This is a genomic window from Streptomyces sindenensis (genome assembly GCF_014649035.1).
Taxonomy (GTDB): Bacteria; Actinomycetota; Actinomycetes; order Streptomycetales; family Streptomycetaceae; genus Streptomyces; species Streptomyces sindenensis.
Genome location: NZ_BMSG01000036.1, coordinates 43863 through 69503 on the forward strand (window position 1 = coordinate 43863; position 25641 = coordinate 69503).

General features: G+C 72.9%; 18 protein-coding genes. 6 read left to right on the top strand and 12 right to left on the bottom strand.

Going from position 1 to position 25641, the window contains the following annotated elements; all coding sequences use genetic code 11:
- Nucleotides 1-58 precede the first annotated feature (58 nt).
- Both IE145_RS28610 and IE145_RS28615 read left to right on the top strand, forming a co-directional pair.
- Nucleotides 59-694 (top strand): TetR/AcrR family transcriptional regulator, encoded by a 636-nt coding sequence (locus IE145_RS28610; protein ID WP_189528332.1) that lies wholly within the window; start codon nucleotides 59-61, stop codon nucleotides 692-694.
- A gap of 193 nt (nucleotides 695-887) precedes the next feature.
- Nucleotides 888-2510, top strand: coding sequence for an amidohydrolase (locus IE145_RS28615; RefSeq protein WP_189528333.1), 1623 nt, complete (start codon nucleotides 888-890; stop codon nucleotides 2508-2510).
- Nucleotides 2511-2539: 29 nt separating this feature from the next.
- Here the strand turns inward: IE145_RS28615 and IE145_RS28620 are convergent, their stop codons facing one another.
- Entirely contained in the window at nucleotides 2540-3322 is a 783-nt protein-coding gene (locus tag IE145_RS28620; RefSeq protein ID WP_189528334.1) for an isoprenyl transferase, read from the bottom strand.
- Nucleotides 3323-3653: 331 nt separating this feature from the next.
- Here IE145_RS28620 and IE145_RS28625 point away from each other — a divergent pair, with 331 nt between their 5' ends.
- Nucleotides 3654-5360, top strand: a complete 1707-nt coding sequence (locus tag IE145_RS28625) for an ATP-binding SpoIIE family protein phosphatase (protein ID WP_229825918.1) — start codon at nucleotides 3654-3656, stop codon at nucleotides 5358-5360.
- Here IE145_RS28625 and IE145_RS28630 read toward each other — a convergent pair.
- From IE145_RS28630 to IE145_RS28670, 9 genes are all read right to left on the bottom strand, one after another.
- Nucleotides 5314-5841 carry a hypothetical protein gene (locus IE145_RS28630; protein ID WP_189528336.1) on the bottom strand — a complete coding sequence of 176 codons (528 nt, stop codon included), beginning with the start codon at nucleotides 5839-5841 and terminating at the stop codon, nucleotides 5314-5316. The genes IE145_RS28625 and IE145_RS28630 overlap by 47 nt on opposite strands.
- Nucleotides 5838-6536 carry a hypothetical protein gene (locus tag IE145_RS28635; protein WP_189528337.1) on the bottom strand — a complete coding sequence of 233 codons (699 nt, stop codon included), beginning with the start codon at nucleotides 6534-6536 and terminating at the stop codon, nucleotides 5838-5840. The genes IE145_RS28630 and IE145_RS28635 overlap by 4 nt, the downstream gene beginning before the upstream one ends.
- A gap of 117 nt (nucleotides 6537-6653) precedes the next feature.
- On the bottom strand, nucleotides 6654-9194 hold the full coding sequence (locus tag IE145_RS28640) for a Tox-REase-5 domain-containing protein (RefSeq protein ID WP_189528338.1): 2541 nt from the start codon (nucleotides 9192-9194) through the stop codon (nucleotides 6654-6656).
- A gap of 196 nt (nucleotides 9195-9390) precedes the next feature.
- Nucleotides 9391-10983: a phosphoglycerate dehydrogenase gene (serA, locus tag IE145_RS28645; RefSeq protein WP_189528339.1), complete on the bottom strand. Its 1593-nt coding sequence runs from the start codon at nucleotides 10981-10983 to the stop codon at nucleotides 9391-9393.
- Nucleotides 10984-11246: 263 nt separating this feature from the next.
- Nucleotides 11247-12248, bottom strand: a complete 1002-nt coding sequence (gene ilvC / locus IE145_RS28650; protein WP_006127786.1) for a ketol-acid reductoisomerase — start codon at nucleotides 12246-12248, stop codon at nucleotides 11247-11249.
- 143 nt (nucleotides 12249-12391) lie between these two features.
- A complete protein-coding gene (gene ilvN / locus IE145_RS28655) occupies nucleotides 12392-12919 on the bottom strand; it encodes an acetolactate synthase small subunit (RefSeq protein WP_006127785.1) in 528 nt (175 codons plus the stop codon).
- Nucleotides 12920-12942: 23 nt separating this feature from the next.
- Nucleotides 12943-14790, bottom strand: a complete 1848-nt coding sequence (locus IE145_RS28660) for an acetolactate synthase large subunit (protein ID WP_189528340.1) — start codon at nucleotides 14788-14790, stop codon at nucleotides 12943-12945.
- Between the two features lie 218 nt (nucleotides 14791-15008).
- Complete coding sequence (locus tag IE145_RS28665; protein WP_189528347.1) at nucleotides 15009-17831, bottom strand: putative bifunctional diguanylate cyclase/phosphodiesterase; 2823 nt, start codon at nucleotides 17829-17831, stop codon at nucleotides 15009-15011.
- A 409-nt stretch (nucleotides 17832-18240) separates the two neighbouring features.
- Complete coding sequence (locus tag IE145_RS28670) at nucleotides 18241-19188, bottom strand: 2-hydroxyacid dehydrogenase (protein ID WP_189528341.1); 948 nt, start codon at nucleotides 19186-19188, stop codon at nucleotides 18241-18243.
- Nucleotides 19189-19353: 165 nt separating this feature from the next.
- Between IE145_RS28670 and IE145_RS28675 the strand changes: the two genes are divergently transcribed.
- The 3 genes from IE145_RS28675 (at nucleotide 19354) to IE145_RS28685 (ending at nucleotide 21997) form a co-directional block, all read left to right on the top strand.
- On the top strand, nucleotides 19354-20310 hold the full coding sequence (locus tag IE145_RS28675; protein WP_189528348.1) for an aldo/keto reductase: 957 nt from the start codon (nucleotides 19354-19356) through the stop codon (nucleotides 20308-20310).
- Between the two features lie 121 nt (nucleotides 20311-20431).
- Nucleotides 20432-21643, top strand: a complete 1212-nt coding sequence (locus tag IE145_RS28680; RefSeq protein ID WP_189528342.1) for a PQQ-dependent sugar dehydrogenase — start codon at nucleotides 20432-20434, stop codon at nucleotides 21641-21643.
- Nucleotides 21644-21682: 39 nt separating this feature from the next.
- Nucleotides 21683-21997 carry a DUF6191 domain-containing protein gene (locus tag IE145_RS28685; RefSeq protein WP_189528343.1) on the top strand — a complete coding sequence of 105 codons (315 nt, stop codon included), beginning with the start codon at nucleotides 21683-21685 and terminating at the stop codon, nucleotides 21995-21997.
- Between the two features lie 19 nt (nucleotides 21998-22016).
- Here IE145_RS28685 and IE145_RS28690 read toward each other — a convergent pair whose 3' ends face one another.
- Nucleotides 22017-25250, bottom strand: coding sequence for a helix-turn-helix transcriptional regulator (locus IE145_RS28690; protein WP_189528344.1), 3234 nt, complete (start codon nucleotides 25248-25250; stop codon nucleotides 22017-22019).
- 2 nt (nucleotides 25251-25252) lie between these two features.
- Nucleotides 25253-25429, bottom strand: coding sequence for a hypothetical protein (locus tag IE145_RS28695; RefSeq protein WP_189528345.1), 177 nt, complete (start codon nucleotides 25427-25429; stop codon nucleotides 25253-25255).
- Nucleotides 25430-25641: the final 212 nt, after the last annotated feature.

Below are 25641 nucleotides of genomic sequence, written 5' to 3' on the forward strand. Positions count from 1 at the left end.
GTGCTGGTTCGTACCCGCCTGCTTGCTTATTGGTCGCACACTCAATAACGTTCACGGCATGTCGTCAAGCGTTCAGCGCCCCCGTGTTCGGAAAAGCCCTGCCGCCCGGCGAGCGGAGATCGTCGACACGGCCGCCGCCGTCGCCCTCGCCGAGGGGCTGGAGTGCGTGACCCTGCGCCGGATCGGCGACGACCTCGGCGTCCGGCCGGGGCTGATCAGCCACTACTTTCCGTCCGCCGAGGAGCTGGTGGCCGAGGCGTTCGGCACCGCGGCGAGCGGTGAGCTGGACGCACTGCTGCCCGAGGGCCCGCCGGGCATCTCCCCGGTGCGGCGGCTGGCGGGCTTCCTCGGCCGAACGACGGGCGAGGAGTACGACGCGATCAGCCGGCTCTGGATCAACGCCCGCCACCTCAGCCGCTACCGGCCCGCCCTGCGGGACCGGGTGGCCGAACAGGAGGCCGCCTGGCGCGGACGCCTGGAGAGCCTGATCCGGGAGGGCGTGGAGCGCGGCGAGTTCCGCACCCCGGACCCGTCGGTGACGACCGTTCAGATCCTGGTCGTGCTGGACGGGCTCGGCGCCCACGCCAACACCGACACGAGCGGGCGGCCCGCCGCAGTGGCCCGGATGGCACACATCACGGCGGAGCGTGAACTGGGCCTGGCCGAGGGCGCGTTGAGCGGTCCGAGCGCCTGAGCGCCCGCACCTGGCCGCCTGCGCCCGACCGTCTTTCGCCCTTCGCCTTTCGCCCTTCGCCTTTCGCCCTTCGCCGACCGCCTTCCGCCTCCCGCCTCCCGCCGACCTGCCTGGCTGCCTAGCTGCCTGGCTGCCTGGCTGCCTAGCTGCCTGCCGTCCTACCCACCTGCCTCCCGAGCACCCTGGAGCCACCGTGCGTACCTCTCTCGTCCTCCTCTCCGCCCGACTCCTCGACCCGGTCACGGGCCGGGTCCTGCCGGAGACCGCGCTGGCCGTGTCCGGCGGACGGACGTCCGCGCTGGGCGGCGACCGGGAGATCCGGGCGCTGGCCGATGCCTCGACCACGGTGATCGACCTCAAGGGCGCGGTGGTCACCCCGGGCCTGGTCGACGGGCATCTCCACCCGGTCTCGGGGGCCGAGCTGACGCACGGACTCGACCTGTCCGGCTGTACGGACCTGGCGGGGGTGCGCGCAGCGCTCGCGGGCGAAGTGCGGCGGCTGGCCCCGGGCGCCTGGCTGCATGCCTGGGGCCTGGACCCGAACGTCTTCGGCGACGCGCCGGTGGAGTCCGCCGCCCTCTCCCCCGTGCTCGACGGCGTACCGGCCCTGCTCCAGCTCTTCGACGCCCACTCGATGCTGGCCAGCCCGCGCGCGCTGGAGCTGGCGGGGGTGGCCGGCCCCCGGACGTTCGACCAGGCCGCCGAGGTGGTCTGCGACGTGGCGGGGCGGCCGACCGGGCTGCTGCTGGAGGACGCCGCCTGCGAACTCGTCGAGCGGGCCGCGCCCCGGCCCACCCGTGAGGAGAGCCGCGACCGGCTGGCCGCCGCCCTGCGCTCGATGGCCGCCGCCGGGCTCACCGGCGGCCATGCCATGGACGCGAACGGGGACAGCCTCGCCCTGTACGCCGAACTGGACGCGGCGGGCGATCTGCCGCTGCGGCTGCGGGTCGCGCCCTGGTGCCAGCCCGGTGCGGACGCGGACGCGGTACGGGAGCTGATCGGGCAGCAGGGTACGGGCGGGACCCTGTGGCGGACGGCGGGCGTCAAGCTGTTCATGGACGGCACGATCGACAACGGCACCGCCTGGCTGGAGCGCCCCGACTGCCACGGCGAGTCCACCCACGCCTTCTGGCCCGACCCCGAGGTCTACACCCGGGTCGTCGGGGAGCTGCACCGCGCCAGGGTACCCACCGCCACCCACGCGATCGGGGACGCCGCCGTACGCCACGCCCTGGACTCGGTCGCGCAGGCCCGGACCGCCGGAGGCCCTGCCGTACGCCACCGGATCGAGCACATCGAGACGGTGCCCGACGACACCGTGGCCCGGTTCGCGGAGCTGGGCGTGGTCGCCTCCATGCAGCCCACGCACTGCTGCGACTTCACCCGGGCCGACCACACCGACAACTGGTCGCGGCGGCTCGGCGAGGAGCGTGCCTCCCGGGCCTGGCGTTGCCGCGACCTGTGGGACGCGGGCGCGCGGGTGGTCCTCGGCTCCGACTGGCCGATCGCGCCCTTCCCGCCGCTGGGCGTCATGGCGGGCGCCCGCCACCGCCGCCCCGGCCGCGACCTCACCCAGCCGCCGCACGGCCCCGGCCAGGCTCTCACCGCCCTCGAAGCGCTCCAGGGCATGACGGTCAACGCCGCCTGGGCGGCGGGCGACGAGCACGAGGCCGGCCGGCTCGCCGTGGGCAGCCGCGCCGACTTCACGGTCTTCGCGGACAGCCCCCTGACCACCCCTGCCGTCGAGCTGCCGGGCCTGCCGGTGCTGCTCACGGTCGTCGACGGCCGCACCACCCACCGCGACGCGGCGCTCTGAGCGCTCCTCACGCGCCGGTGCCGCGGGCGCTACTTGCCGAAGCGGCGTTCCCGGCCGGCGTACGAGCGCAGCGCACGCAGGAAGTCCACGTGCCGGAACGCCGGCCAGTAGCAGTCCACCCAGTGCATCTCGGCGTACGCGGACTGCCAGAGCAGGAAGCCGGACAGGCGCTGCTCCCCGGAGGTGCGGATGATGAAGTCGGTGTGGTCGGCCACGGGTGAGTAGAGGTGGCGGGAGATGTCGTCGATCCCGAACCGGGCGACCAGTTCGGCGGGGTCGCCGCCGGCCGCGATGTGCTCCTCGAAGGCGCTCTTCACGGCGTCGACGATCTCGCGCCGGCCGCCGTAGCCGACCGCCACGTCCACCTTGAGGCCGCCGCGCCCGGCCGTGGCGGCGGTGGCCTCCTTGAGCACCCGGGCGCTGGTGCCGGGCAGCATGTCGAGGGAGCCGATCGCCCGGACCTCCCAGTCCCGGCCCTCCGCCGTGATGTCCCGGACGGTCTCCTCGATGACCTCGATCAGCGGGCCGAGCTCCTCGGCGGGGCGGCCCAGGTTGTCGTCGGAGAGCATGAAGAGGGTCACGTGCTCGATCCCGGCGGCCGCGCACCAGCCGAGGAACGTGGTCACCTTGGCACCGCCCGCGCGGTAGCCCTCCCGGACGTCCGTGTGCCCGGCCTCGCGGGCCCAGCGCCGGTTGCCGTCGACCATGATTCCGACGTGCTGGGGGCGCGGCAGGCCCACCAGGGTGGCGGCGAGCCGACGCTCGTACACCGCTTCGACGGGCCTTCGGAGGAACAGGGGGAGCAGCTTCATGAACCCTCTCCGGCACGGGACAGCGGCACGGGACAGCGGCACGGGACAGCGGCACGGGACAGCGGCACGGGACAGCGGATGTCGACGGACCCTATCAGCGGCTCGGGAAGTGGCGTCGGTCCGTCCCGGACCGGGGCTTCCGGAGGCCGGACCGGCTCGGTGCGGGCACAATCGAAGTGCTGCATCGAAGTGCTGCTCCGAATGCCCCCTGCGCGAAAAGGGGTACCACGTGGACCACCCTCCCGGCCGGCCGGGCACACCGCTCCGTGCCGCACTCGACCGGCTGCCCGTTCCACGGATCCTGCGGCGCGCCGTGGGCGCGGCCACGGCGATGAGCGGCACCCGCCGCCTGGAATGGCTCAACGCGGCGGGCGCCCACATCGGTACCACGCTCGACCTGGACCGGACCGCCCAGGAGCTCGCGGACTACGCCGTACCGGAACTGGCCGACGCGGCCGCGGTCGACCTGCTGGAATCGATCCTGCGCGGAGGCGAGGGGGAACGGAGCGGATCGGCCGACGCGCCCCTGACCCGGGCCATGGCCGTGGCCCACATCGACGAGCTCAGGAACCTGGAACCGGACCCGGTGGGGGAGCTGACCACCGCCCACCCCTCCAAGGTGGCCCATCGGTGCCTGACCACGCGCCGACCGGCCCTGGTGCGACGCATCGCACCGGAACAGTACGAGTACATCGCCCCCACCTCGCACGCCGCCCTCGTCCTGCGCCGCGCGGGAGTGCACAGCTATCTGGCGCTGCCCCTCGTCTCCCGGGGTGTCCTGCTGGGACTCGTCGACTTCCTCCGGTCCGGGGACCGGCCACCGTTCTCGCACGCCGACGTGGCTCTCGCGTGCGAGCTGGCGGCGAAGGCCGCGGTGTTCGTGGACAACGCCCGCCTGTACGGGCGTGAGCGCGCGGCCGTCGTCGAGCTGCAACGCGCCCTGCTCCCCCGCGCCGCTCCCTCCACGCCGGGCCTGCGGGTCATGTCGAGCTACCGCCCCGCCGTCGACCCCGGCGGTGTGGGCGGCGACTGGTTCGACGTGGTGGCCCTGCCGAGCGGACGCAGCGCCCTCGTCGTGGGTGACGTGATGGGCCACGGGCTGGCGGCCGCGGCGACCATGGGCCGGCTGCGCTCCGTCGCCCGTACGCTCCTGGGACTCGACATCTCACCGGAACGCGTACTGGCCCGGCTCGACCTGGCCGCCCGCGACCTGGAGGAGGACCAGGTCGCCACCTGCCTGTGCGCCGTCTACGACCACGCCGAGCGGACGTACCGGATGGCCAGCGCGGGCCACCTGCCGCCTTTGATGATCGACGCCGCCGGCCGGGCCGCCTTCCTGGACGTGCCCCCGGGCGCCCCCCTGGGCTCGGGGGTCATCCCCTACGACGAGGTGACGGCGAAGGTGCCGGAGGGCAGCCGCATCGTGATGTACACCGACGGGCTGATCAAGAACCGGCACGAGGACGTCGATGTTCCGCTGGAACGCCTGCGCGCGTCGGTCGACGGCCCGCCGGCCGCCCTGGCGGACACCTGCGAGGCGATCTGGACCGGGACCGACAGCTGCGGTGGCGGGCGATTCGACGACGCCGTCATGCTCATGGCGGAGACCCTGGCGCAGCCCGACGCGGAAGTGGTCGTCTGGTCGCTCCCGGACGACGGGTCGGCCGCCGGGGCGGCGCGCCGTCTGGTCCGCGCCCAGCTGGAACGCTGGTCGCTCTCCGAGCTGATGGACGTCACCGAACTGGTCGTGAGCGAACTCGTCGGCAACGCCCTCCGCTACGGCGGCGGGCCGAGCGGGCTGCGCCTGCTGCGCCACGACCGGCTGTGCGTCGAGGTCTCGGACATCGGGCCGGATCTGCCCCAGATCCAGCACGCCCCCCTCAGCGCCGAGGGCGGCCGGGGGCTCCAGCTGATCAACATGCTCTGCCGCCGGTGGGGCTCCTGCCGGACGCCCGAGGGAAAGGTCGTCTGGGCCGAGCAGGACCTGCCCGCTACGACGGCGAACTCCCGTCGCTCGCCGCCACAGCCCGGTCGCTGACCAGAGCCGCCAGCACCAGCGGCTGGTCACCGTCGCTCCGTCCGAGCGTCAGGGCGATCCGACGGCCGGTGGTGCCCACCGGGCCCCACACCACCAGGTCCCCGTACAGGTCCTGCCGGAACAGGGCCTCGACCAGCGGGTCCACCGCCGAGCCGCCCTGCCACCGCAGCAGCGGCCCATGCAGGGGGACCTCGGTGTGCGGGCCCCAGCGGTGGCCCAACTCCTCCGCCAGGGACCTCAGACGGGCCTCCGCCGCCTCCTCCGCGTCGCTCCACTCGGGGGCGTACACACCGGTCATCGGGTCGCCCTCCCAGAGCGGCACGACACGGAAGCCGGGCCCCTGGGTGGCGGTCCACTCGCCGGTCGCCGGGTCGCCCAGCGCCTCCGTGGGGCCGGTGGGCGGCAGGGGGGCGGTGAGGAGTTCCCCGACCTCGGTCAGCGCCCGGCCGAGATCGAAGGGCTGTCCCGCCCGGGAGGTCACAGCACCGCCCGGTCCATCGGGCGGGGCAGCGGCGCCAGGGCCCCCGCCTCGCGGAGCCGCTCGTACACCCGCACCACGGTCGCACTGTCACCCGGGGCCGCGATGCTCAGCAACTCCCCGCCGCCGGGCAGCGGTTCACGGACGGTCTCCAGGTCGTCGGGGACGAGGGCGGCGCGGGCCGGCGAGAGGTATCCGGTGCGTCCGACGACGGGGGCGCCGACGGAGTAGCCGGCGTCGTCCTCCAGCGCGTCCAGCACGTCGTCGTCGCTCACGTCGCCGAAGTCCGGCTCCCACACCCGGGCGACGAGGGAGAGCAGCGCCTCCTCGGGCACCACTGCCTCGTCCGGGGCGTGCAGGATGATCGCGAGCGACTGGAGCAGGAACTCCGGCGCACCGCCGGCCAGTCCGCTGACCTCGGCCTGCCAGCCGGCCGCGCCGGTCCCGACGAGCCGCAGCCCGGTCCCGGTGCGGTCCGACCAGTCGGTCGCGCTCTGGGCGGTACGGAGCGCGCCGAGCAGGGCGTCCCGGTCGGCGGTGAAGGCGGTGGCGGGCCCGCTGCCGTGGACCTGGCTCCAGACGTCGGCCGCCTGCGGGACCAGCTCGGCGATCCCGTCGAGGGTCCGCAGCCATCGGTCGGCCACCGCCTCGACCGGCTCCGGCCGGGGACCCCAGAAGCCCCGCACTACACGTCGCATGCTCGTCTCTCCTCCGTCGGCCTGCCCGCTGCACGTGGCTCCCCCGGCCGGCCCGGCGGCCGGGGATCACCACGCGTTGCAGGCTACTCGGCCCGAAGCCCCCGGGCCGGGTAGGAACTACTCGTCGAAAGCTCCCGGCTTTCTGGTGCTGTCGCCCGGGTGGGGCTTGGTGTGCACCACCTTGATCGGCAGCCCCTCGTCACGGAACGCCTTGCGGGCGGCCTTGGCCACGTCCGGGTCGGAGAAGTGCCACTCCACGCTCCGGCCGCCGGCCGCCTCGACCTGGGCGCGGGCCTCGGTGACGAACTTGTCCTTCCCGGACGGGGTCAGGGAGCCCCTGTCCGACTGGGACAGATAGCTGCCGTACCCGTTCTTGGCCTCCAGGAACGTCTGGCGGGAGGAGTCCCAACCGTCGTACTCCACCGCCGGTTTGCCCTCGCGCGGGTGCGGGACGACGTACTCCTGGCCGCGGTTGGTGCCGGTCACCTGCTCCTGGTAGCGGAGCCAGGACTCGTTCTTCCAGTTCGGCGCGGGGTTGCGGTCCCGGCTGGCCCAGTAGCCGTCGCCCCCGTCGGCGTCGCCGAACGTGCGGTCCTTGAGATCGTCGGCCCAGGACGGCGGGTTGTAGTTGCGCGGGTCGGAGGTGTCGTTGCGCTGCGGCTCCGGGTACTTCTTCTTGTCCGCCTCCGCCCGGCGCGCCCGGTCCGGCTCCTCCAGCCGCTTCTGGTCCAGGTGCGCCTGGCGTTCCGCCGCCCGCGCCTCGTCGGCCGCCTTCTTGGCCGCCTCGTCGCAGCCGCCCTCGGCGAGGACGATCCGGCCCGGGGAACCGCCCGCGAGCACGCCGGTGCCCGCGCCCGGCACACCGCCGGACCCACCGCCACCGCCACTTCCGCCGCCGCCTCCGTACGGCACCCTGGGCGGACCGCCGGCGATGACGCAGCCGGTGCGGCGCGCCGCGTCCTCGGCGCTGTCCGCCGCCTCGTCGGCCTCCTTCGCCGCCTGGCGTACGCCGTCGAGGTCGCCCGCGTCCGCGGCCTGGCGGGCCCGGCGGGCAGCGGCGCTCGCATCGCCCGCCGCGTCCGCGATCTCGGAGGCCACGTTGCCGACCTTGCCGAGCTTGCCGGCCTTGCCGACCACCTTCGCCACGTTGTAGCCGGGGATGAACAGCGAGCCGACGTTCCAGATGACATCGGTGACGGCCCGGGTCTTCTCGCCGTTGTTCCAGCGCTCGCGGACCTCGTCCCCGACGAAGATGTCGTCCCCGACCGTGATCACCGTGTTGACGGAGGCCCCGCCCCAGTCCAGGAGCGCGCCCAGGTAGTCGCCGTCGGCCCACTTGTCGCCCGCGCCCTCGGAGTCGGTGACCCACTGGTCGCCGAGCTGCTTGCCGTAGTCGACCAGGCCCGACCAGGTCTCCGGCTTGAACAGGTCGACGATGCCGGTGATGTCGCCCCAGATCCCGTCGACCACCAGCCCCTTGAAGACCTGGGTCGTACGGTCCCAGGCGCAGCCGAAGAAGCCCCAGCCGCCGCAGTCCTCCTGCTCCTCGGCCTGCTCGCCGCCCTCGCCCTCACCGTCGCCGTCGTCGGACGCCTGTACGTCGTAGGCGGCCTCGGGCTCCTCGTGGTCCTCCGAGTAGGTGTCCTCGCCGGTGCCGGGGCGGCCGTCGTCGGGGCCTCCGGTGCCACCGGAGGAGTCGGCGCCGCCGGTGCCCCGGGTGCCTTCGGAACCGCCGGAGCCCTGCGTGCCGCCCGTACCCTCCGGGCCTCCGGCGCCCCCTGTCCCGCCGGAGCCGCCCGTGCCGCCGGAACCCTCCGTCCCGCCCGTACCGCCCGTCGCGTCGCCGCCGGTCGAGCCGCCCGTGGTGGTACCACCCGTGAGGGTCGAACCACCGTCGGATCCGCCTCCGTCAGCGCCCCCGTCAGCGCCCCCGTCGGCCCCGCCGTCCGCGCTCCCCGACGTACCGCCGTCCGCGCCGCCGCCCGGGTCGTCTCCCGCGACGGTGTCGCTGCCACCGGGCGACACCGGGCACGAACTGCCCGTCAGCGAGCAGATCGCGGACTGGAGCCCCTCCGTGATCCGGCCGCCGAGGCCACCCACCGTCAGCGCCCCGATCAGCGCGACGACGATCAGGACCAGGCCCAGGTACTCCAGCGCGGACTGCCCGCGGTCCCGGCGCCAGGTGATCATGTGCGGGAGCGAGAACTTCGGCGGCTCCCCGCGCTCCCGGGGCGGCAGCAGGAACCACGCGCGGCTCTGCGGGCGGCGCAGCAGCACCAGGATCACGACGGGCAGCACCAGCTGGGTGAACCCGTCCGGCGACCCGTCCGACACATTGCCGAGGCCACCGATGATCAGCCAGATCTGGACGGCGACGGTCCCCCACAGCACGCGTCGGCCGCCCGTACGCAGATGCCGGGCCAGCAGGGCGCAGAGCACCCCGGGGGCGGACGCGTACAGCAGGATGCCGAACACCTGGGCGCCCATGGCGTCGGCGGCGAGCGCCGAGCCGGAGAGGCCGACCGCGCCGAGGACCGTCGCGCCGAGCAGGACCAGGAGCAGCACCCGGACCAGGGCGAGCGGGCCGGGGAGGTCACGCCGGGGGGCGGCGGCCGGAGCCGGGCCTCCCGCTACGGGTATGCCACCGACAGCAGACATACGTGATCCGACCCCCGGCGCCCATAAGTGACATGACAACCGGTCACCCTAGGGTCGGGGGGCCTCGCGCGTCGTGGGCCCCAGGACCCAACCCCGGGCCCATAGGGGTGCATGGGCCGGCCGGCCGGCCGGAGGAGAAACAACTGCCGGGCACCCCGGTGGAGGGGCGCCCGGCAGCCGGGGTCGTACAGGTGGGTCAGTCGGTGAGGTTCACCGAGCGGGCCGAGGACGCGCCGATCTCCTCGGCGATCTCGGTGAGCACCGGCTGCGGGACCGTCTCGTCGACGGTGAGGACGACGAGCGCCTCGCCGCCCTCGGCGGCCCGCGAGACCTGCATGCCCGCGATGTTCAGCCCGGCCTCGCCGAGGATCTTGCCGACCGTGCCGACCACGCCGGGACGGTCCTGGTAGCGCAGGACGACCATGTGGTCGGCGAGCGCCAGGTCCACGTCGTGCTCGCCGATGGCCACGATCTTCTGGAGGTGCTTCGGGCCGGCCAGCGTGCCGGAGACCGCGACCTCCTCGCCGCCGCCGAGCGTGCCGCGCACGGTGACCACATTGCGGTGGTCGGGCGACTCGGAGCTGGTGGTGAGGCGGACCTCGACACCACGCTCCTGCGCGAACAGCGGGGCGTTGACGTAGGAGACGGTCTCGTCGACGACGTCCTCGAAGACGCCCTTGAGCGCGGAGAGCTCCAGCACCTTCACATCGTGCTGGGTGATCTCGCCGTACACCTCGACGTCGAGGCGGGCCGCGACCTCGCCCGCGAGCGCGGTGAAGATCCGGCCGAGCTTCTCGGCGAGCGGCAGACCGGGGCGTACGTCCTCGGCGATGACGCCGCCCTGGACGTTGACCGCGTCCGGGACCAGCTCACCGGCGAGGGCGAGGCGGACGGACTTGGCGACGGCGATACCCGCCTTCTCCTGGGCCTCGTCGGTGGAGGCGCCGAGGTGCGGGGTGCAGACGACCTGGTCGAACTGGAACAGCGGGGAGTCCGTGCAGGGCTCCTTCGCGTACACATCGAGGCCGGCGCCGGCGACGCGGCCCTCCTTGAGGGCGGAGTACAGCGCCTCCTCGTCGACGATCCCGCCGCGCGCGGCGTTGACGATGCGGACCGACGGCTTCACCTTGTGCAGCGCCTCGTCGCCGATGAGACCGAGGGTCTCGGGGGTCTTCGGCAGGTGCACGGTGATGAAGTCGGCGACCTCCAGCAGCTCGTCCAGGCTGAGGAGCTTGACGCCCATCTGCGCGGCGCGGGCCGGCTGCACGTAGGGGTCGTAGGCGACGATCTTCATGCCGAAGGCCGACATGCGCTGGGCCACCAGGACGCCGATGCGGCCGAGGCCGACGACGCCGAGGACCTTCTCGCTGAGCTCGACCCCGGTGTACTTGGAGCGCTTCCACTCGCCGTTCTTCAGCGCGGTGTTGGCCTGCGGGATGTTGCGCGCGGTGGCCACCAGCAGACCGCAGGCCAGCTCGGCGGCGGTGACGATGTTGGAGGTCGGGGCGTTGACGACCATCACGCCGGCCTTGGTGGCGGCGGAGACGTCCACGTTGTCCAGACCGACGCCCGCGCGGGCCACGACCCGGAGCTTCCTGGCGGCGTCGAGGGCCTCGGCGTCGACCTTGGTGGCGGAGCGCACCAGGATCGCGTCGACGTCGGCGATCGCGGGGAGCAGCTCGGCGCGGTCCGCGCCGTTGCAGTGCCGGATCTCGAAATCCGGACCCAGGGCGTCGACCGTGGCGGGCGACAGCTCTTCAGCGATGAGTACGACAGGTTTCGAGCTCACGTGAGTCCTCACAAGTCCAGTGCGGACGGCCGTCCCGACGGCCGCAGGCGGTGGAGGGGCTAGCCGCGTGGTAGACGCACGACACTGTGGGCCCTGACGCGTGTATGTGTTGAGAAGTGTAGTCATGCGACGGGCCGGTTACCGCGCCCCCGTGGAAGGATCACCCGCACGAGGGTGGACGTGGTGTACAGCCGTACGGAACGCCCCCGGGGTACTGCGGAGCGGGGCGGGTCCGCCATGGTCCCGCCCCGCTCCCCCGAGGCCTAGGCCTCTTCGTCGTTCACCCAGCTCATGAGCTTGCGCAGCTCGCGGCCCGTGGTCTCCAGCAGGTGGTCGCTGTCGGCCTTCTTGTACTCGTTGTACTTGGGCAGACCGTTGTGGTACTCAGCCATCCAGTTCTTGGCGAAGGTGCCGTCCTGGATCTCGGCGAGGACCTTCTTCATCTCGGCCTTGGTGGCGTCGGTGATGATCCGGGGGCCGGTGACGTAGTCGCCCCACTCGGCGGTCTCCGAGATGGACCAGCGCATCTTCTCCAGGCCGCCCTCGTACATGAGGTCGACGATGAGCTTCAGCTCGTGCAGGCACTCGAAGTACGCGATCTCGGGCTGGTAGCCGGCCTCGGTCAGCGTCTCGAAGCCGGCCTTCACCAGGGCGGCGGTGCCACCGCAGAGGACGGCCTGCTCACCGAACAGGTCGGTCTCGGTCTCCTCGGTGAAGGTGGTCTTGATGACGCCGGCGCGGGTGCCGCCGATGCCCTTGGCGTACGACAGGGCGAGCTCCAGGCCCTTGCCCGTGGAGTCCTGCTCGACGGCCACGATGCACGGGACGCCGCGGCCCTCCTCGTACTGGCGGCGGACCAGGTGGCCGGGGCCCTTGGGGGCGACCATGCAGACGTCGACGTCGGCCGGGGGCTTGATGAAGCCGAAGCGGATGTTCAGGCCGTGGCCGAAGAACAGCGCGTCGCCCGCCTTGAGGTTGTCCTTGACGGACTCCTCGTAGACCTGGGCCTGGATCGGGTCCGGGACGAGGATCATGATGACGTCGGCCTCGGCGGCCGCCTCGGAGGGGGTCACCACGCGCAGGCCCTGCTCCTCGGCCTTGGCCTTGGACTTCGAGCCCTCGTGCAGACCGACGCGGACGTCGACGCCGGAGTCGCGGAGCGACAGCGCGTGGGCGTGGCCCTGGCTGCCGTAACCGAGAACCGCGACCTTGCGGCCCTGGATGATGGACAGGTCGGCATCGTCGTCGTAGAACAGCTCGGCCACTGGGTCTTCTCCTTGGTGTGCAGGTGTTGCGTCCCACCGTACGGCGGGTGCGTCGTGTGCGTTGTCGGGTCTCGCCATGCGAGCGGAGTGCGGGACCGGCCGTCGCGCGGCAGGCCCCCGGGCTCCGCCCGGGGTCCGTCCGCTCAGGCCGAGCGGTCGAGGGCGCGCAGGGACCGGTCGGTGATCGAGCGCGCGCCGCGCCCTATGGCGATGGTGCCGGACTGGACGAGCTCCTTGATGCCGTACTGCTCCAGCATCTTGAGCATCGCCTCCAGCTTGTCGGCCCCTCCGGTCGCCTCGATCGTGACGGCCTCCGGGGAGACGTCGACGGTCTTGGCACGGAACAGCTGGACGATCTCGACGATCTGGGAGCGGGTCTCGCTGTCGGCGCGGACCTTCACCAGGACGAGCTCCCGCTGGATCGCAGCGGACGGCTCGAGTTCGACGATCTTCAGGACGTTGACCAGCTTGTTGAGCTGCTTGGTCACCTGTTCCAGGGGCAGGCCCTCGACATTCACGACGATGGTGATGCGGGAGATGTCGGGGTGCTCGGTCGTACCGACCGCGAGCGAGTCGATGTTGAAGCCGCGTCGGGAGAACAGAGCGGTGATCCGGGCGAGGACACCGGGCTTGTTCTCGACCAGGACGGAGAGCGTGTGCTTTTCGGACATGGGAGTCGTTCTCTCTCTGTCTCTCAGTCGTCTTCGTTGTCGCCGAAGTCGGGGCGGACGCCACGCGCGGCCAGGACCTCGTCGTTGGAGGTGCCGGCGGCGACCATCGGCCAGACCATGGCGTCCTCGTGGACGATGAAGTCGATCACGACGGGGCGGTCGTTGATGGCGTTGGCCTCTTCGATGACCTTGTCCAGGTCGGCCGGGTCCTCGCAGCGGATGGCGTGGCAGCCCATGGCCTCGGACAGCTTGACGAAGTCCGGGACACGGGTGCCCTTGGCGGGGGCGTCCGGGCCGGAGTGCAGGACGGTGTTGGAGTAGCGCTGGTTGTAGAAGAGGGTCTGCCACTGGCGGACCATCCCGAGGGCGCCGTTGTTGATGACGGCGACCTTGATCGGGATGTTGTTGAGCGCGCAGGTGGCCAGTTCCTGGTTGGTCATCTGGAAGCAGCCGTCGCCGTCGATGGCCCAGACCATGCGGTCGGGGGCGCCGGCCTTGGCTCCCATCGCGGCGGGGACCGCGTAGCCCATCGTCCCGGCGCCGCCGCTGTTGAGCCAGGTGGCGGGCCGGTCGTAGTCGATGTAGTGCGCGGCCCACATCTGGTGCTGCCCGACGCCCGCCGTGAAGATCGTGCCTTCGGGGGCGAGCTTGCCGATGCGCTGGATGACCTGCTGCGGGGAGAGGCTGCCGTCCTCGGGCAGGTCGTAGCCCAGGGGATAGGTCTCGCGCCAGCGGTTGAGGTCCTTCCACCAGGCGGCGTAGTCGCCGGTGTTGCCCTCGGTGTGCTCCACCTGGACGGCCTGGACCAGGTCGGCCAGGACCTCGCGGGCGTCACCGACGATCGGCACGTCGGCGGTGCGGTTCTTGCCGATCTCGGCGGGATCGATATCGGCGTGGACGATCTTGGCGTACGGGGCGAAGCTGTCCAGCTTGCCGGTGACGCGGTCGTCGAAGCGGGCTCCGAGGGCGACGATCAGGTCGGCCTTCTGCAGCGCGGTGACGGCGGTGACCGCTCCGTGCATGCCCGGCATTCCCACGTGCAGCGGGTGGCTGTCGGGGAAGGCGCCGAGCGCCATCAGGGTGGTGGTGACGGGCGCTCCGGTCAGCTCCGCGAGGACCTTCAGCTCGGCGGTGGCCCCGGCCTTCAGGACGCCGCCGCCGACGTACAGCACGGGACGCTTGGACTGGGTGATCAGCTTCGCGGCCTCGCGGATCTGCTTGGCGTGCGGCTTGGTCACCGGGCGGTAGCCGGGCAGGTCCTGGGTGGGCGGCCAGCTGAAGGTGGTCTTCGCCTGGAGGGCGTCCTTGGCGATGTCGACGAGGACCGGTCCGGGGCGGCCGGTGGAGGCGATGTGGAAGGCCTCGGCGATGGTGTGCGCGATGTCCTCGGCCCGGGTGACCAGGAAGTTGTGCTTGGTGATCGGCATCGTGATGCCGCAGATGTCGGCTTCCTGGAAGGCGTCGGTGCCGATCGCCTTGGAGGCGACCTGGCCGGTGATCGCGACGAGCGGAACGGAGTCCATGTGCGCGTCGGCGATCGGGGTGACCAGGTTGGTCGCGCCGGGGCCCGAGGTGGCCATGCAGACGCCGACCTTGCCGGTGGCCTGCGCGTATCCGGTGGCGGCGTGGCCCGCGCCCTGCTCGTGACGGACCAGGACGTGGCGGACCCGGGTGGAGTCCATCAGCGGGTCGTAGGCGGGGAGGATGCAGCCGCCGGGGATGCCGAATACCGTGTCGGCGCCGACTTCCTCGAGAGAACGGATGAGGGACTGCGCGCCCGTGACGTGCTCAACGGTGACGGACGGCTGTCCGCCGGAACGGGCGCGCGGCTGCGGGTGGTGGGCCCCGGTGGCCTGCTCGGTCATCGGCATTCTCTTCTCGAAGCTGAGGGTTTTCGCGGGTGTTTTGCAGCGTTTTGAGAGGTGTCAGTGCAACAAAAAACCCCTCGTGCCGTGAGGCAAGCGAGGGGAGCGCGCCGGGTGCGGTCCGCAGAGTGTCGTGGAGTGACTCTGCTTCAGCCGACGCGCTTTCCAAGTACGAGAATTCGGGTGCGCATGGCATTGACCCTCTCTCCGGCACGCATGACGTGTCAAGTGGGTGGGACAGGCGTCTCAGTATGTGATCCGGTGAGCAGGGGGATCGAGCCGCCCGCCATCACCGGCCGGGGGCTCGGGATGCCCGGTACCGGGAACTCCCCGCGGACCAGGGCGCGGCGCAGCCGGTACTCGTCGAGCGGGCCGGAGAAGGCCATTCCCTGGCCGTGGGTGCATCCCATGGCGCGCAGGGCGAGGACCTGCTCGGGGACGTCCACGCCGTCGGCGACGGACTGGAGGCCGAGGTCGCAGGCGATCCGGAGAAGGCCGCTGGTGATCTTGTGCAGCCTGGCCGATTCGACCACCCCCTCCACCAGATTCCGGTCGAGCTTCAGTACGTCGATGGGGAGCCGGCGCAGCGCGTTGATCGCCGCGAATCCGCTGCCGAAGCCGTCGAGCGCGATCCGTACGCCGAGTCGGCGCAGCGCCACGAGGCGCTGCTCCAGGGCGTCGAAGGAGACGCGCGGGTCGCTGTCGGCGACCTCGATCATCAGGGCGCCGGAGGGCAGCCCGTGCCGGGTCAGCAGCGCCTCGATGGAGCCGGGCGGCGGGGCGGCGTCCAGCAGCCGGGCGGCGGAGAGCCGTACGGAGACGGCGACGGGGTGCCCGGCCCTGGCGCGGTCGGCGGCCTGGGCCACGGCCTCCTCCAGGAGCCAGCGGCCGAGCTCGGCGGTGCGGTCGTCGTCGCCGGAGACCCGCAGGAATTCGGCGGGGGTGAACAGGATGCCCTGGGCGGAGCGCCAGCGGGCCTGGGCGGCGACGGCGGCGACGGAGCCGCTGGCGAGGTGGACGACGGGCTGGTGGAGCAGGGCGAACTCGCCGTCGCGCAGGGCGGTGCGCAGCCGGGTGGCCAGCTCCGAGCGGCGTACGACGTCGGCCTGCATCTGCGGGGCGTACAGCTCGACCCGGTCCTTGCCGCCGGCCTTGGCGCGGTACATCGCGAGGTCGGCGTTGCGCATGAGGTCCGTGGGGGTGATGGCGGGCTCGGCGAAGGCCACCCCGATGGACGCGGCCACCCGGACCTCGCTGGCGCCGATCCGGTAGGGCTGGGAGAGGGTGAGGCGGAGCCGGTCGGCGATCTCGTGGACCTGGTACTCGCGGGCACCCTGGTCGCGGGTGCCGTCGCCCATGATGAGCGCGGCGAATTCGTCGCCGCCGAGCCGGGCCGCCGTGTCACCGGCCCGCACGGATTCCTGGAGGCGGCGGCCGGCCTGGATGAGCAGTTCGTCGCCCGCCTGGTGGCCGATGGTGTCGTTGACCTGCTTGAAGCCGTCGAGGTCGATGAAGAGGACGGCGGTGCCGAGGTCACCGGCCCGGCGGCCGCCGAGCGCCTGGCGGACCCGGGCGGTGAACAGGGCCCGGTTGGGCAGGTCGGTGAGCGGGTCGTGCTCGGCGTTGTGCTGCAACTGGGCCTGCAGCCTGACCCGTTCCGTGACGTCCCGGCTGTTGAGGAGGAGGCCGCCCTGGTGGCGGTTGACGGTGGACTCGACGTTGAGCCAGTCGCCGGTGCCGGAGCGGAAGCGGCACTCGATGCGGGTGGTGGGCTCCTCGTGGGGCGGGGCGGCGAGGAAGCGCCGCACCTCGTGGACGACTCGGCCGAGGTCCTCGGGGTGGATGATCGAGGACAGCTCGGCGCCGACCAGATCTTCCGCTTCGCGCCCGTAGACCCCGGCGGCGGCGGGACTGACGTAGCGCAGGGTGCCGTTGGGCGCGGCGATCATGATGACGTCGCTGGAGCCCTGCACCAGGGAGCGGAAGTGGTTCTCCTTCTGGGCCAGCTCCTGGGTGAGGGAGATGTTGTCCAGCAGCATGATGCCCTGCCGGACGACCAGTGCCAGGACGACGGTGCAGGCGGTGAAGATGACGACCCGGTCCACCCGGCGGCCGTCGACCACGTTGTACAGGATGCCCAGGGTGCAGACGGCGGCGGCGAGATACGGGGTGAGGGCGGCGAGGGAGCCGGCGATCGGGCGGCTGGCGATGGCGCGCGGGGGGCCCGGCCGGGCGGGGCGGCGCGCGCCGCGCCGGGCGCCCCAGGGGGCGTACGCGAGGAGCAGCGACCCGGCGAACCAGCCGGCGTCGAGCAGTTGGCCCGAGTGGTAGGTGGAGCGCAGCAGCGGTGAGGTGAACACCGCGTCGCTCAGCACGGTGAGCGCCAGGGCGGCGATGGCGGTGTTGACCGCGGAGCGGTTGACTCCGGCCCGCCGGAAGTGCAGGGCGAGGACCATCGAGACGAGCACGATGTCGAGCAGCGGATAGGCCAGCGACAGGGCCGCGGGCGCGACGCTGGTGTCCTGGACGCCCGCCATGTGCGCGGTGTGCGCGAGGGCGAGGCTCCAGGCGAGCGTCAGCAGGGAGCCGCCGATCAGCCAGGCGTCCAGGGCGAGGCAGACCCAGCCGGCCCGGGTGACGGGCCGTTTGGCGAGGACGAGCAGCCCGATGATGGCGGGCGGCGCGAAGCAGAGGAAGAACACGTCGGCGAGGGAGGGCGTGGGCACGGGGACGCCGAGGATCACCTCGTACCACCCCCAGACGGCGTTTCCGCAGGCCGCCATCAGGGAGGAGAGCGAGAACAGCAGCCAGGCGGGCCGCAGCCGGCCCGCGCCGGTCCGCGCGTACAGGAAGCACGAGACCGCGGCGACCAGCGCGGCTGCGGCGAGTCCGAAGTCGCCCATGAAGAGCGCGACTTGCAGTGACCCCCAGCCGAAGGCGGCGCCCACCGAATATCCGGCGCAGACGAGACCGAGCAGGATCCGGGACCGCATCCCGGTGGACCCGGACTCGGACCGCGGGGCGAGCAGGGCCCCCAGCGCGCTCACCGGAGGGCTCCCCGCCCCGGGCCCGCCGGGCAGGCGCTCCCCGGCGCCTGGCTCCGCGTGGAGCCTCTCCTGTGCCGCTCGCTCCGAGGCGGCCCCGGCCGCTCCCCGGTCACCGCTCCGTGGCATGGATCCGGCCATCGACGGGTGGTGCGCCCGCTGGGCGCGGACGGCCGCGACCGTCCGCTCGTCCGCGTCGGATCGTCTCTCCATGGCCAGCACATCGCCCGTCGCCCCCTCGCGTTCCGGTGCTCCCCCCGCGCCGTCCCTTGCACGGCGCAGCCCCCCGGGTCGGACGATACACCAGATCCGTCACTCAGGGCCATAGCTTCTCTACGCTCCGTGACGAAATGCGAGGTGAGCGGCACTGCGTGCATCCGGACCGCCCCGCAGCGTGGCTGCCGGGGCGGGGTCAGCCGGTGGTCGCGACCACGTTGTGCAACGGCTCTCCGGCGGCGAACCGGGTGAGCTGTGCGGCCAGCAGCCGCTTGGCGCGGGGTTCGAACGCCGAGGTGCTGCCGCCCACATGAGGTGTGATCAAGACATTCGGAGCATGCCAGAGAGGATGGCCCTGGGGCAGCGGTTCGGGGTCGGTCACGTCGAGGGCGGCCCGCAGCCGTCCGGATTCCAGTTCGGTCAACAGGGCCTTGGTGTCGACGACTCCGCCGCGCGCGACATTGACGAGGAGGGCACCGTCGGGCATCGCGGCGAGGAAGTCGGTGCCCACCAGCCCCTGCGTGGACGGGTTCAGCGGGGTGGAGAGGATCACGATGTCGGCCTCGGGCAGCAGGGCGGGCAGATCGTCGAGCGTGTGTACGGGGCCGCGTGAGGTGGTCCGCGCGGAGCGCGCGACGCGCGCCACCCGCGCGCACTCGAAGGGGGCGAGCCGGTCCTCGATGGCCGAGCCGATGGAGCCGTACCCCACGATGAGCACGGACTTGTCGGCGAGCGCCGGGTAGAAGCCGGACCGCCACTCCTCCTTGTCCTGGCCGTGGACGAACCCGGGAATCCCGCGCAGGGAGGCCAGGATGAGCCCGAGGGTGAGCTCGGCGGTGGACGCCTCGTGGACCCCCTTGGCGTTGCAGAGCCGCACCCCGGCGGGCAGCAGGGGGAGGCCGGGCTCGACGTGGTCGATGCCGGCGGAGAGCGTCTGCACCACCTGGACCGAGGTCATCGAGGCGAGCGGGCGCTGCGCGACCTCGGGGCCCTGCATGTAGGGAACGACGTAATAGGCGCAGTCGGCCGGATCGGCGGGGAAGTCCGGGCCGCCGTTCCAGAAGAGGTAGTTGGGCCCTTCCGGGAGCCCGTCGATCTCCTCGGCCGGGAAGGGCAGCCATACGTCAGCAGTCGTCGCAGTCATGGTCGGGAGGCTATGCGACGGGTGTGCGAGCACTCCAGGGCGGCTGCGCGAAGACCCGGGGACGCCAGAGGTTACTTTTGGGTGCGGTACGGCCCCGTGCCGACGGGAGAGCATGGAGGGTTCGGGGAGTTGGAGTGCAGGACTATCGGGGCGGCGGGGCTTGCCGTGGGTGCGGTCGGGCTCGGCTGTATGCCGATGAGCTGGGGTTACAGCGCGTCGCAGCAGCTCGGCGACCGCTCGGTGCGGACGGTGCACGCGGCACTGGACGCGGGCGTCCGGCTGCTCGACACCGCGGACATGTACGGCCCGTTCACCAATGAGCTGCTGGTGGGGCGGGCGCTGAAGGGACGCCGCGACGAGGCGTTCGTCTCCACCAAGTGCGGGCTGCTGGTGGGCGATCAGCACATCGTCGCGAACGGCCGCCCCGGGTACGTCCGGCGGGCCTGCGACGCCTCGCTGCGACGGCTCCAGACCGATGTGATCGACCTGTACCAGCTGCACCGGGCCGACCCCGAGGTGCCGGTGGAGGAGACCTGGGGCGCGATGGCGGAGCTGGTCACCGTGGGCAAGGTGCGCTCGCTGGGGCTGTGCGCAGTGGGGGCGCGGGCCCCGCGCCGGTCGGGCGAGGGCCCGTTTGAGGGAACGATCCGGCAGTTGGAGCGGATCCAGCAGGTCTTCCCGGTCAGCGCCGTCGAGGCGGAGCTGTCGGTGTGGTCGCGGGAGGCGCTGGCGGAGCTGCTGCCGTGGTGCGTGGCGCGCGGGGTCGGGCTGCTGGCCGCGATGCCGCTGGGCAGCGGCTATCTGACCGGGACGCTGAAGCCGGGGCAGGGGTTCGAGCCGGAGGACCTGCGGGCCAGGCACCCGCGGTTCACGGCCGAGGTGATGGCGGCGAACCAGCCGGTGGTGGCCGGTCTGCGGCGGGTGGCGGAGCGCCGGGGGGCGACCGTGGCGCAGGTGGCGCTGGCGTGGGTGCTGCGCCAGGGCCCGCATGTGGTGCCGGTGCCGGGGGCGAAGCGGGAGCGGTGGGCGGTGGAGAACGCCGGGGCGGCGCGGGTGGTCCTGGACGACCGGGACCTGGCGGAGATCGACGCGCTGCCCGCCGCCCGCGACTCCTGGGACTGAGCGGAGCGACCCGTACGGCGGGAGAATGGCCGGATCGGGAACTTCTGGACCGGCCGGGGCAGTAGGAACAGGTGAGGGTGCAGGAGCAGGTGGTCGGGCAGCCGTCGAAAGGATCGGTTCCGTGCGTGGTGCTCTGTTCGGACGTGTGCAGTCCCCGGCCGTGCGCAGGGGGGTGCTGGCCGCGGTGGCGTCGGCGGCCCTGCTGCTGTCCGCCGCGTGTTCCGGCGACGGGGACGGGGACGGTGCGTCCGGGCGGCCGGCCGGTTCTCCGACCGCCTCGGGGTCCGCTCCCCCGGCCTCGCCGAGCCGGTCGGCGGATCTGCCGCCCGAGAAGGGCTCGGCGAAGGTCGTCTCGACGCTGACGGAGAACCTGAAGTCGCCGTGGGGTCTGGCCGCGCTGCCGGGCGGTGATCTGCTGGTGTCCTCGCGGGACGAGGGCACGATCCACCGGATCGACGGGGAGAGCGGCAAGCAGACGCTGCTGGGCTCGGTGCCCGGGGTCGCCCCGGCCGGCGAGGGCGGACTGCTCGGGCTCGCCGTCTCGTCCACCTTCGGCGCCGACCAGTTGGTGTACGCGTACTTCACCACCACGTCCGACAACCGGATCGTCCGGATGAGTTACGACGAGAAGCGCCCGGCGGGACAGCAGCTCGGAGCCCCGGACACCGTGCTGCGCGGTATCCCCAAGGGCAACATCCACAACGGCGGCCGGATCGCCTTCGGCCCGGACAAGATGCTGTACGCGGGCACGGGCGAGGCCGGGGACACGGAGCTGTCGCAGGACAAGGAGTCGCTGGCGGGCAAGATCCTGCGGATGACGCCCGACGGCGAGCCGGTGCACGGCAATCCGGAGGCGGACTCGGTGGTGTATTCGTATGGCCACCGCAATGTGCAGGGGCTTGCCTGGGACGCGGAGAAGCGGCTGTGGGCCGCCGAGTTCGGGCAGAACACCTGGGACGAGCTGAATCTGATCGAGCCCGGTGGGAACTACGGCTGGCCCGAAGTGGAGGGCCGGGAGGGCGAGGACGGGTTCATCGACCCGGTGGCGCAGTGGAAGACCTCGGAGGCCTCCCCCAGCGGGATCGCGTACGCGGAGGGCTCGATCTGGATGGCGGGGCTGCGCGGTGAGCGGCTGTGGCGGATCCCGCTGTCCGGCGAGAAGGCCGGGGAACCTCTCGCGGACCCCCAGGCGTTCCTGGAGGAGAAGCACGGCCGCCTGCGCACGGTGGTGGGTGCGGGGGGCGACCGCCTGTGGCTGGTCACCAGCAACACGGACGGGCGCGGCACGCAGAAGCCCGGGGACGACAGGGTCCTCCAGGTCGCGGTGGAGTAGGTGGCCGCCCCGCGCGGCATGTCGGAGGGAGCACGGCCGGTGTTCAATTTCTTCGAGGAGCTCTTCGCCCCCGGGCGGCGGCACACCTCCGACGAGCGGAAGCGGCTGGAGCTGAGCCGGGTCGATGCGGGCATCGGCGATCCGCACCGGGGACCGGTGGACCTGGCCTCGGGGAAGGTCACCGTGCGTCCCCCGGGCCCGGAGGGCACGCCGGCGCGGGACGGTGCTCCCGAGCCCCGGGACGGGCGCATGCGGCCGGTGCCGCCCGAGCAGGACGCCGTGCTCGACCGGCCCCGGCCCGGAAAGCCGGTGAGCGGGCCGGAGCGCCGCGCGGAGGAGGCCCCGGAGACGTAGGGCGGAAGGCTTTGCGTCCTTACGCGGCCGGATAGAGCCTCAGGCGGTGGGCGAGGGCGGCTGCCTCGCCTCGGCTGGAGACGCCCAGCTTGGCCAGGATGTTGGAGACGTGGACGCTCGCGGTCTTGGGGGAGATGAACAGCTCCTCGGCGATCCTCCGGTTGGTGTGTCCGGCCGCGACCAGCCGGTGCACGTCCTGTTCGCGCGGGGTCAGCCCGAAGGACGCCACGGCGGCGATGGCGGGGTCCTCCTCCTCGGCCGGCGACCGGCCGGGGCCGTCGGTGGCGGATGCGGGGGCCGGAACGGCCGGGAGGACCCCGGGGCCGGGCGCCGTGCCGGAGTCGTCGAGGGTGATGCGGGCGCGGGCGGCCAGCTGCTCGATCGCCTCGGCGAGCGGGCGCGCGCCGAGCCGCCCGGCGGTCTCCCGGGCGCGGTGCAGCAGAGCCGTGGCGGTGGACCGGCAGCCGGGGGCGATGAGCAGCGACTCCGCCCAGCGGCGGTGGATCTGGGCCAGTTGGTACGGGCGGCTCAGCGGGCCGAAGGCCTCCGCGGCGCGGGCCCAGTGGCCGGGGGTGTCCGTGCCCTCCGCCCGGGCCAGCTCCGCCTCGATGAAGACGCCGTAGGCCTCCCATACGGGGACGAGCATCGGGAGGCTCTTGACGCACCGGCGGATCAGGGCGAGCAGCTCCGGACGGTCCGGTTCGGCGGCGGGCAGTCCGCGATGGTCCGCCTCGATCATGGCGGCGGTCTGGAGCAGCGGCAGGGCGTAGCGCTGGGTGCCGGGCGGGAAGCCTGCTTTGGCCAGCTCCTCGAACGCGGTGCGTGCCTCGCCGAGCCTGCCCTGGGAGGCGGCCAGCACCATGGTGTGCCGCCCGGGGTCGGTCGTGTGCTGGTGCTGCGGGTCGCGGTGCCCGAAGTGCCTGCGGACCAGGGCGAGCTGCTCCTCCGCCTCGGTCGTGTCCCCGCGGGCGACGGCCAGTTCGGTACGGCGCAGGGCGGCGAGGCCCTTGGCCCGGGGGCCCAGCGCCAGGCGGGCGGCGGACGCGGCGGCGCTCTCGCTCTGGGTCCAGTGCCCGAGGGAGAACAGGGACTGGGACTGGTTGGCGTACACCCAGGCGCCGGAGTCGGCCAGGCCGTGGCTGTGGCAGATCTCGATGCCGTGGTCGGCGGCGGCGACGGCCTCCAGCGAGCGGCCCATCGCCTCCAGCGAGGAGGGCAGGTTGATGCTGACCCGGCCGAGGAGGTTCATCAGGTGGAGCTGTTCGGCGCGGTCCCGGACCGCGTACATCTCGGCGAGGCCCTCCTCGACGCCGCCCGCGTCCGCGACGAGCCAACCGCGGGTGAGGCGGGCGTGCAGCTCGATGTACTCGTCGCCGACGAGCCGGGCGTACTCCACGGCGCGGTCGCTGTCGGCGAGCGCCTGCGGTCCGGGCTGGTGGAGCGCCTTCCAACTGGCCACGTTGGTCAGGACGTCGGCCTGCACGGCGGACGGCGGCAGTCCGCGCACCAGCTCCTGCGCGGTGGCCAGCTCCTCCCAGCCGTCCCCCTTGTCGAGCCCCTGCACCAGTCGGCTGCGCTGCACGAGGAACCAGGCCTCGCGCAGCGGGTCGGCCTCGGCGGCCAGGACCCGCATGGCCTTCTTGGAGATGGCCAGCGCGCGTTTGCGGTCGCCGCCGAAGTGGGCGGCGACGGTGGCCTCGGCCATCACGTCGAGGTAGCGCAGGGGCGTGTTCTCCGGGTCGCAGGCGGAGGCCGGGTAGACCTCGGCGTAGTCGAAGGGGCGGAGGGTGGCGAGGACTTCGTCGGGGACGTCGTCCCAGAGCTCCATCGCCCGCTCCAGGAGCCGCAGTTGTTCGGAGTAGGCGTAGCGGCGGCGGGCCTCGACGGCGGCCCGGAGCACGGCGGGCAGGGCCTTGGCCGCGTCGTGGGCGTAGTACCAGTAGCTGGCGAGGCGGGTGGCGCGTTCGTCGTCGCGGACGAGGGAGGGGTCGGCCTCCAGGGCTTCGGCGTACCGGCGGTTGACGCGGGTGCGCTCGCCGGGCAGCAGGTCGTCGCTGACCGCCTCGCGGACCAGGGAGTGCCGGAAGCGGTAGCCGTCGTTGTCGGGCGCCGGCTGCAGCAGGTTGGCGCCGACGGCGGCGCGCAGGGCCGCGTCGAGGTCGTCCTCGCCGAGTCCGGCGACGGCGGCCAGCAGCTCGTGTTCGACGAAGGAGCCGCCCTCGGCGACGATTCGGGCGATCCGCTGGGCGTGCTCGGGGAGCGCCTCCACCCGGACGAGCAGGAGGTCGCGGAGCGATTCGGAGAGCCCGGAGCTGTCGCCGCAGCACTCCAGGGAGCCGGCCAGCTCCTCGACGAAGAAGGCGTTACCGTCGGAGCGTTCGAAGATCTCGTCGACGAGTGCGGCCTCGGGGATCTCGGCGAGGATGCCGGCGAGCTGGCGGCCGACCTCGTCGTGGCTGAACCGGTCGAGTTCGACGCGGGTGACGGTCCGCAGCCGGTCCAGTTCGGCGAGGAGGGGGCGCAGGGGGTGGCGGCGGTGGATGTCGTCGGCGCGGTAGGTGCCGACGACCATGAGGCGGCCGGTGCTCAGGGTGCGGAAGAGGTAGGCGAGCAGATGCCGGGTGGAGGCGTCCGCCCAGTGCAGGTCCTCCAGGACGAGGACGACCGGGCGGTCGGCGGAGATCTGCTCCAGCAGGCGTCCGGTGAGCTCGAAGAGGCGGGCGATGCTGTGCTCGTCGGTGGCGTCCCGGTGGGCCTCGCCCAGCTCGGGCAGGAGGCGGGCCAGTTCGCCCTCCTTGCCTGCGCAGGCGGCGGCCATCTCCTCGGGCAGGGCACGCCGCAGGGCGCGCAGGGCGGTCGGGAAGGGGGCGAACGGCAGCCCGTCGGCCCCGATCTCGACGCAGGATCCCACGGCGACCACGGCGTCGCGCCGCTCGGCCGCCGAGACGAACTGCTCGACCAGGCGGGTCTTGCCGACACCCGCCTCGCCGCCGATCAGCAGCGCCTGCGGATCGCCGGAAGCGGCCCGCGCGAGCGCCCTGGTGAGCGCGGCGAGCTCCTCGGCGCGCCCGACGAACACGGGGCTGACTGACCTGGTCTCCACGCCGCCGAGCATCGCATACGCATACGAGGCGGCGGGAGTCTTTTCGCGCAGGGTGATCATGCTCCCCGCCCGGTCCGGGCCCGCCGCGCCCGGTACGGAGGGGGCGGCGGGCCCGGGGGCCTGCGCGGGGGCGCTCCCGGGCCGGGCCATCGTCAGGCGGCCGGGGCGAAGCGGCTGCGGTCGCTCTGCCTCACCTTCCCCTCCGGGTCGTGGCGTCCGGTACGGCGGGCGGACCGGCGGGCGCGGCGGGCCCGGCCGATCTCGCGCTCGGCGTCGGCCCGGCGGATCAGCTCGGCGGAGGTGGAGCGGTAGATCTCGTACTCGTACATGGTGTTCCCCTGGTTCCTGGTGGTGCAGCGGACCGGAGGGGTGGTCCGGCCGGTCGGCCGGGGCCCTGTGTTCGCTGTGTGTCCACTGTCGTCGGCCAGGCAGGGGCGGGGCATCGGGCGAGTTCCGCATCTTCGCGGGGGCGGGGGCCTTAGAAAGTGTTGGGTAAGCCGTTGATCACTCGCGGTTGAGGTCTTCGGTGAGGCGTCGGGCT

Excerpts from the sequence above, each read along its gene's own strand:
- IE145_RS28610 (WP_189528332.1), top strand. The coding sequence starts at position 59 with ATGTCGTCAAGCGTTCAGCGCCCCCGTGTTCGGAAAAGCCCTGCCGCC.
- IE145_RS28620 (WP_189528334.1), bottom strand. The coding sequence starts at position 3,322 with ATGAAGCTGCTCCCCCTGTTCCTCCGAAGGCCCGTCGAAGCGGTGTAC.
- IE145_RS28625 (WP_229825918.1), top strand. The coding sequence starts at position 3,654 with ATGAGCGGCACCCGCCGCCTGGAATGGCTCAACGCGGCGGGCGCCCAC.
- IE145_RS28635 (WP_189528337.1), bottom strand. The coding sequence starts at position 6,536 with ATGCGACGTGTAGTGCGGGGCTTCTGGGGTCCCCGGCCGGAGCCGGTC.
- IE145_RS28640 (WP_189528338.1), bottom strand. The coding sequence starts at position 9,194 with ATGTCTGCTGTCGGTGGCATACCCGTAGCGGGAGGCCCGGCTCCGGCC.
- ilvN (WP_006127785.1), bottom strand. The coding sequence starts at position 12,919 with ATGTCCGAAAAGCACACGCTCTCCGTCCTGGTCGAGAACAAGCCCGGT.
- IE145_RS28660 (WP_189528340.1), bottom strand. The coding sequence starts at position 14,790 with ATGCCGATGACCGAGCAGGCCACCGGGGCCCACCACCCGCAGCCGCGC.
- IE145_RS28670 (WP_189528341.1), bottom strand. The coding sequence starts at position 19,188 with ATGACTGCGACGACTGCTGACGTATGGCTGCCCTTCCCGGCCGAGGAG.
- IE145_RS28690 (WP_189528344.1), bottom strand. The coding sequence starts at position 25,250 with ATGGCCCGGCCCGGGAGCGCCCCCGCGCAGGCCCCCGGGCCCGCCGCC.
- IE145_RS28695 (WP_189528345.1), bottom strand. The coding sequence starts at position 25,429 with ATGTACGAGTACGAGATCTACCGCTCCACCTCCGCCGAGCTGATCCGC.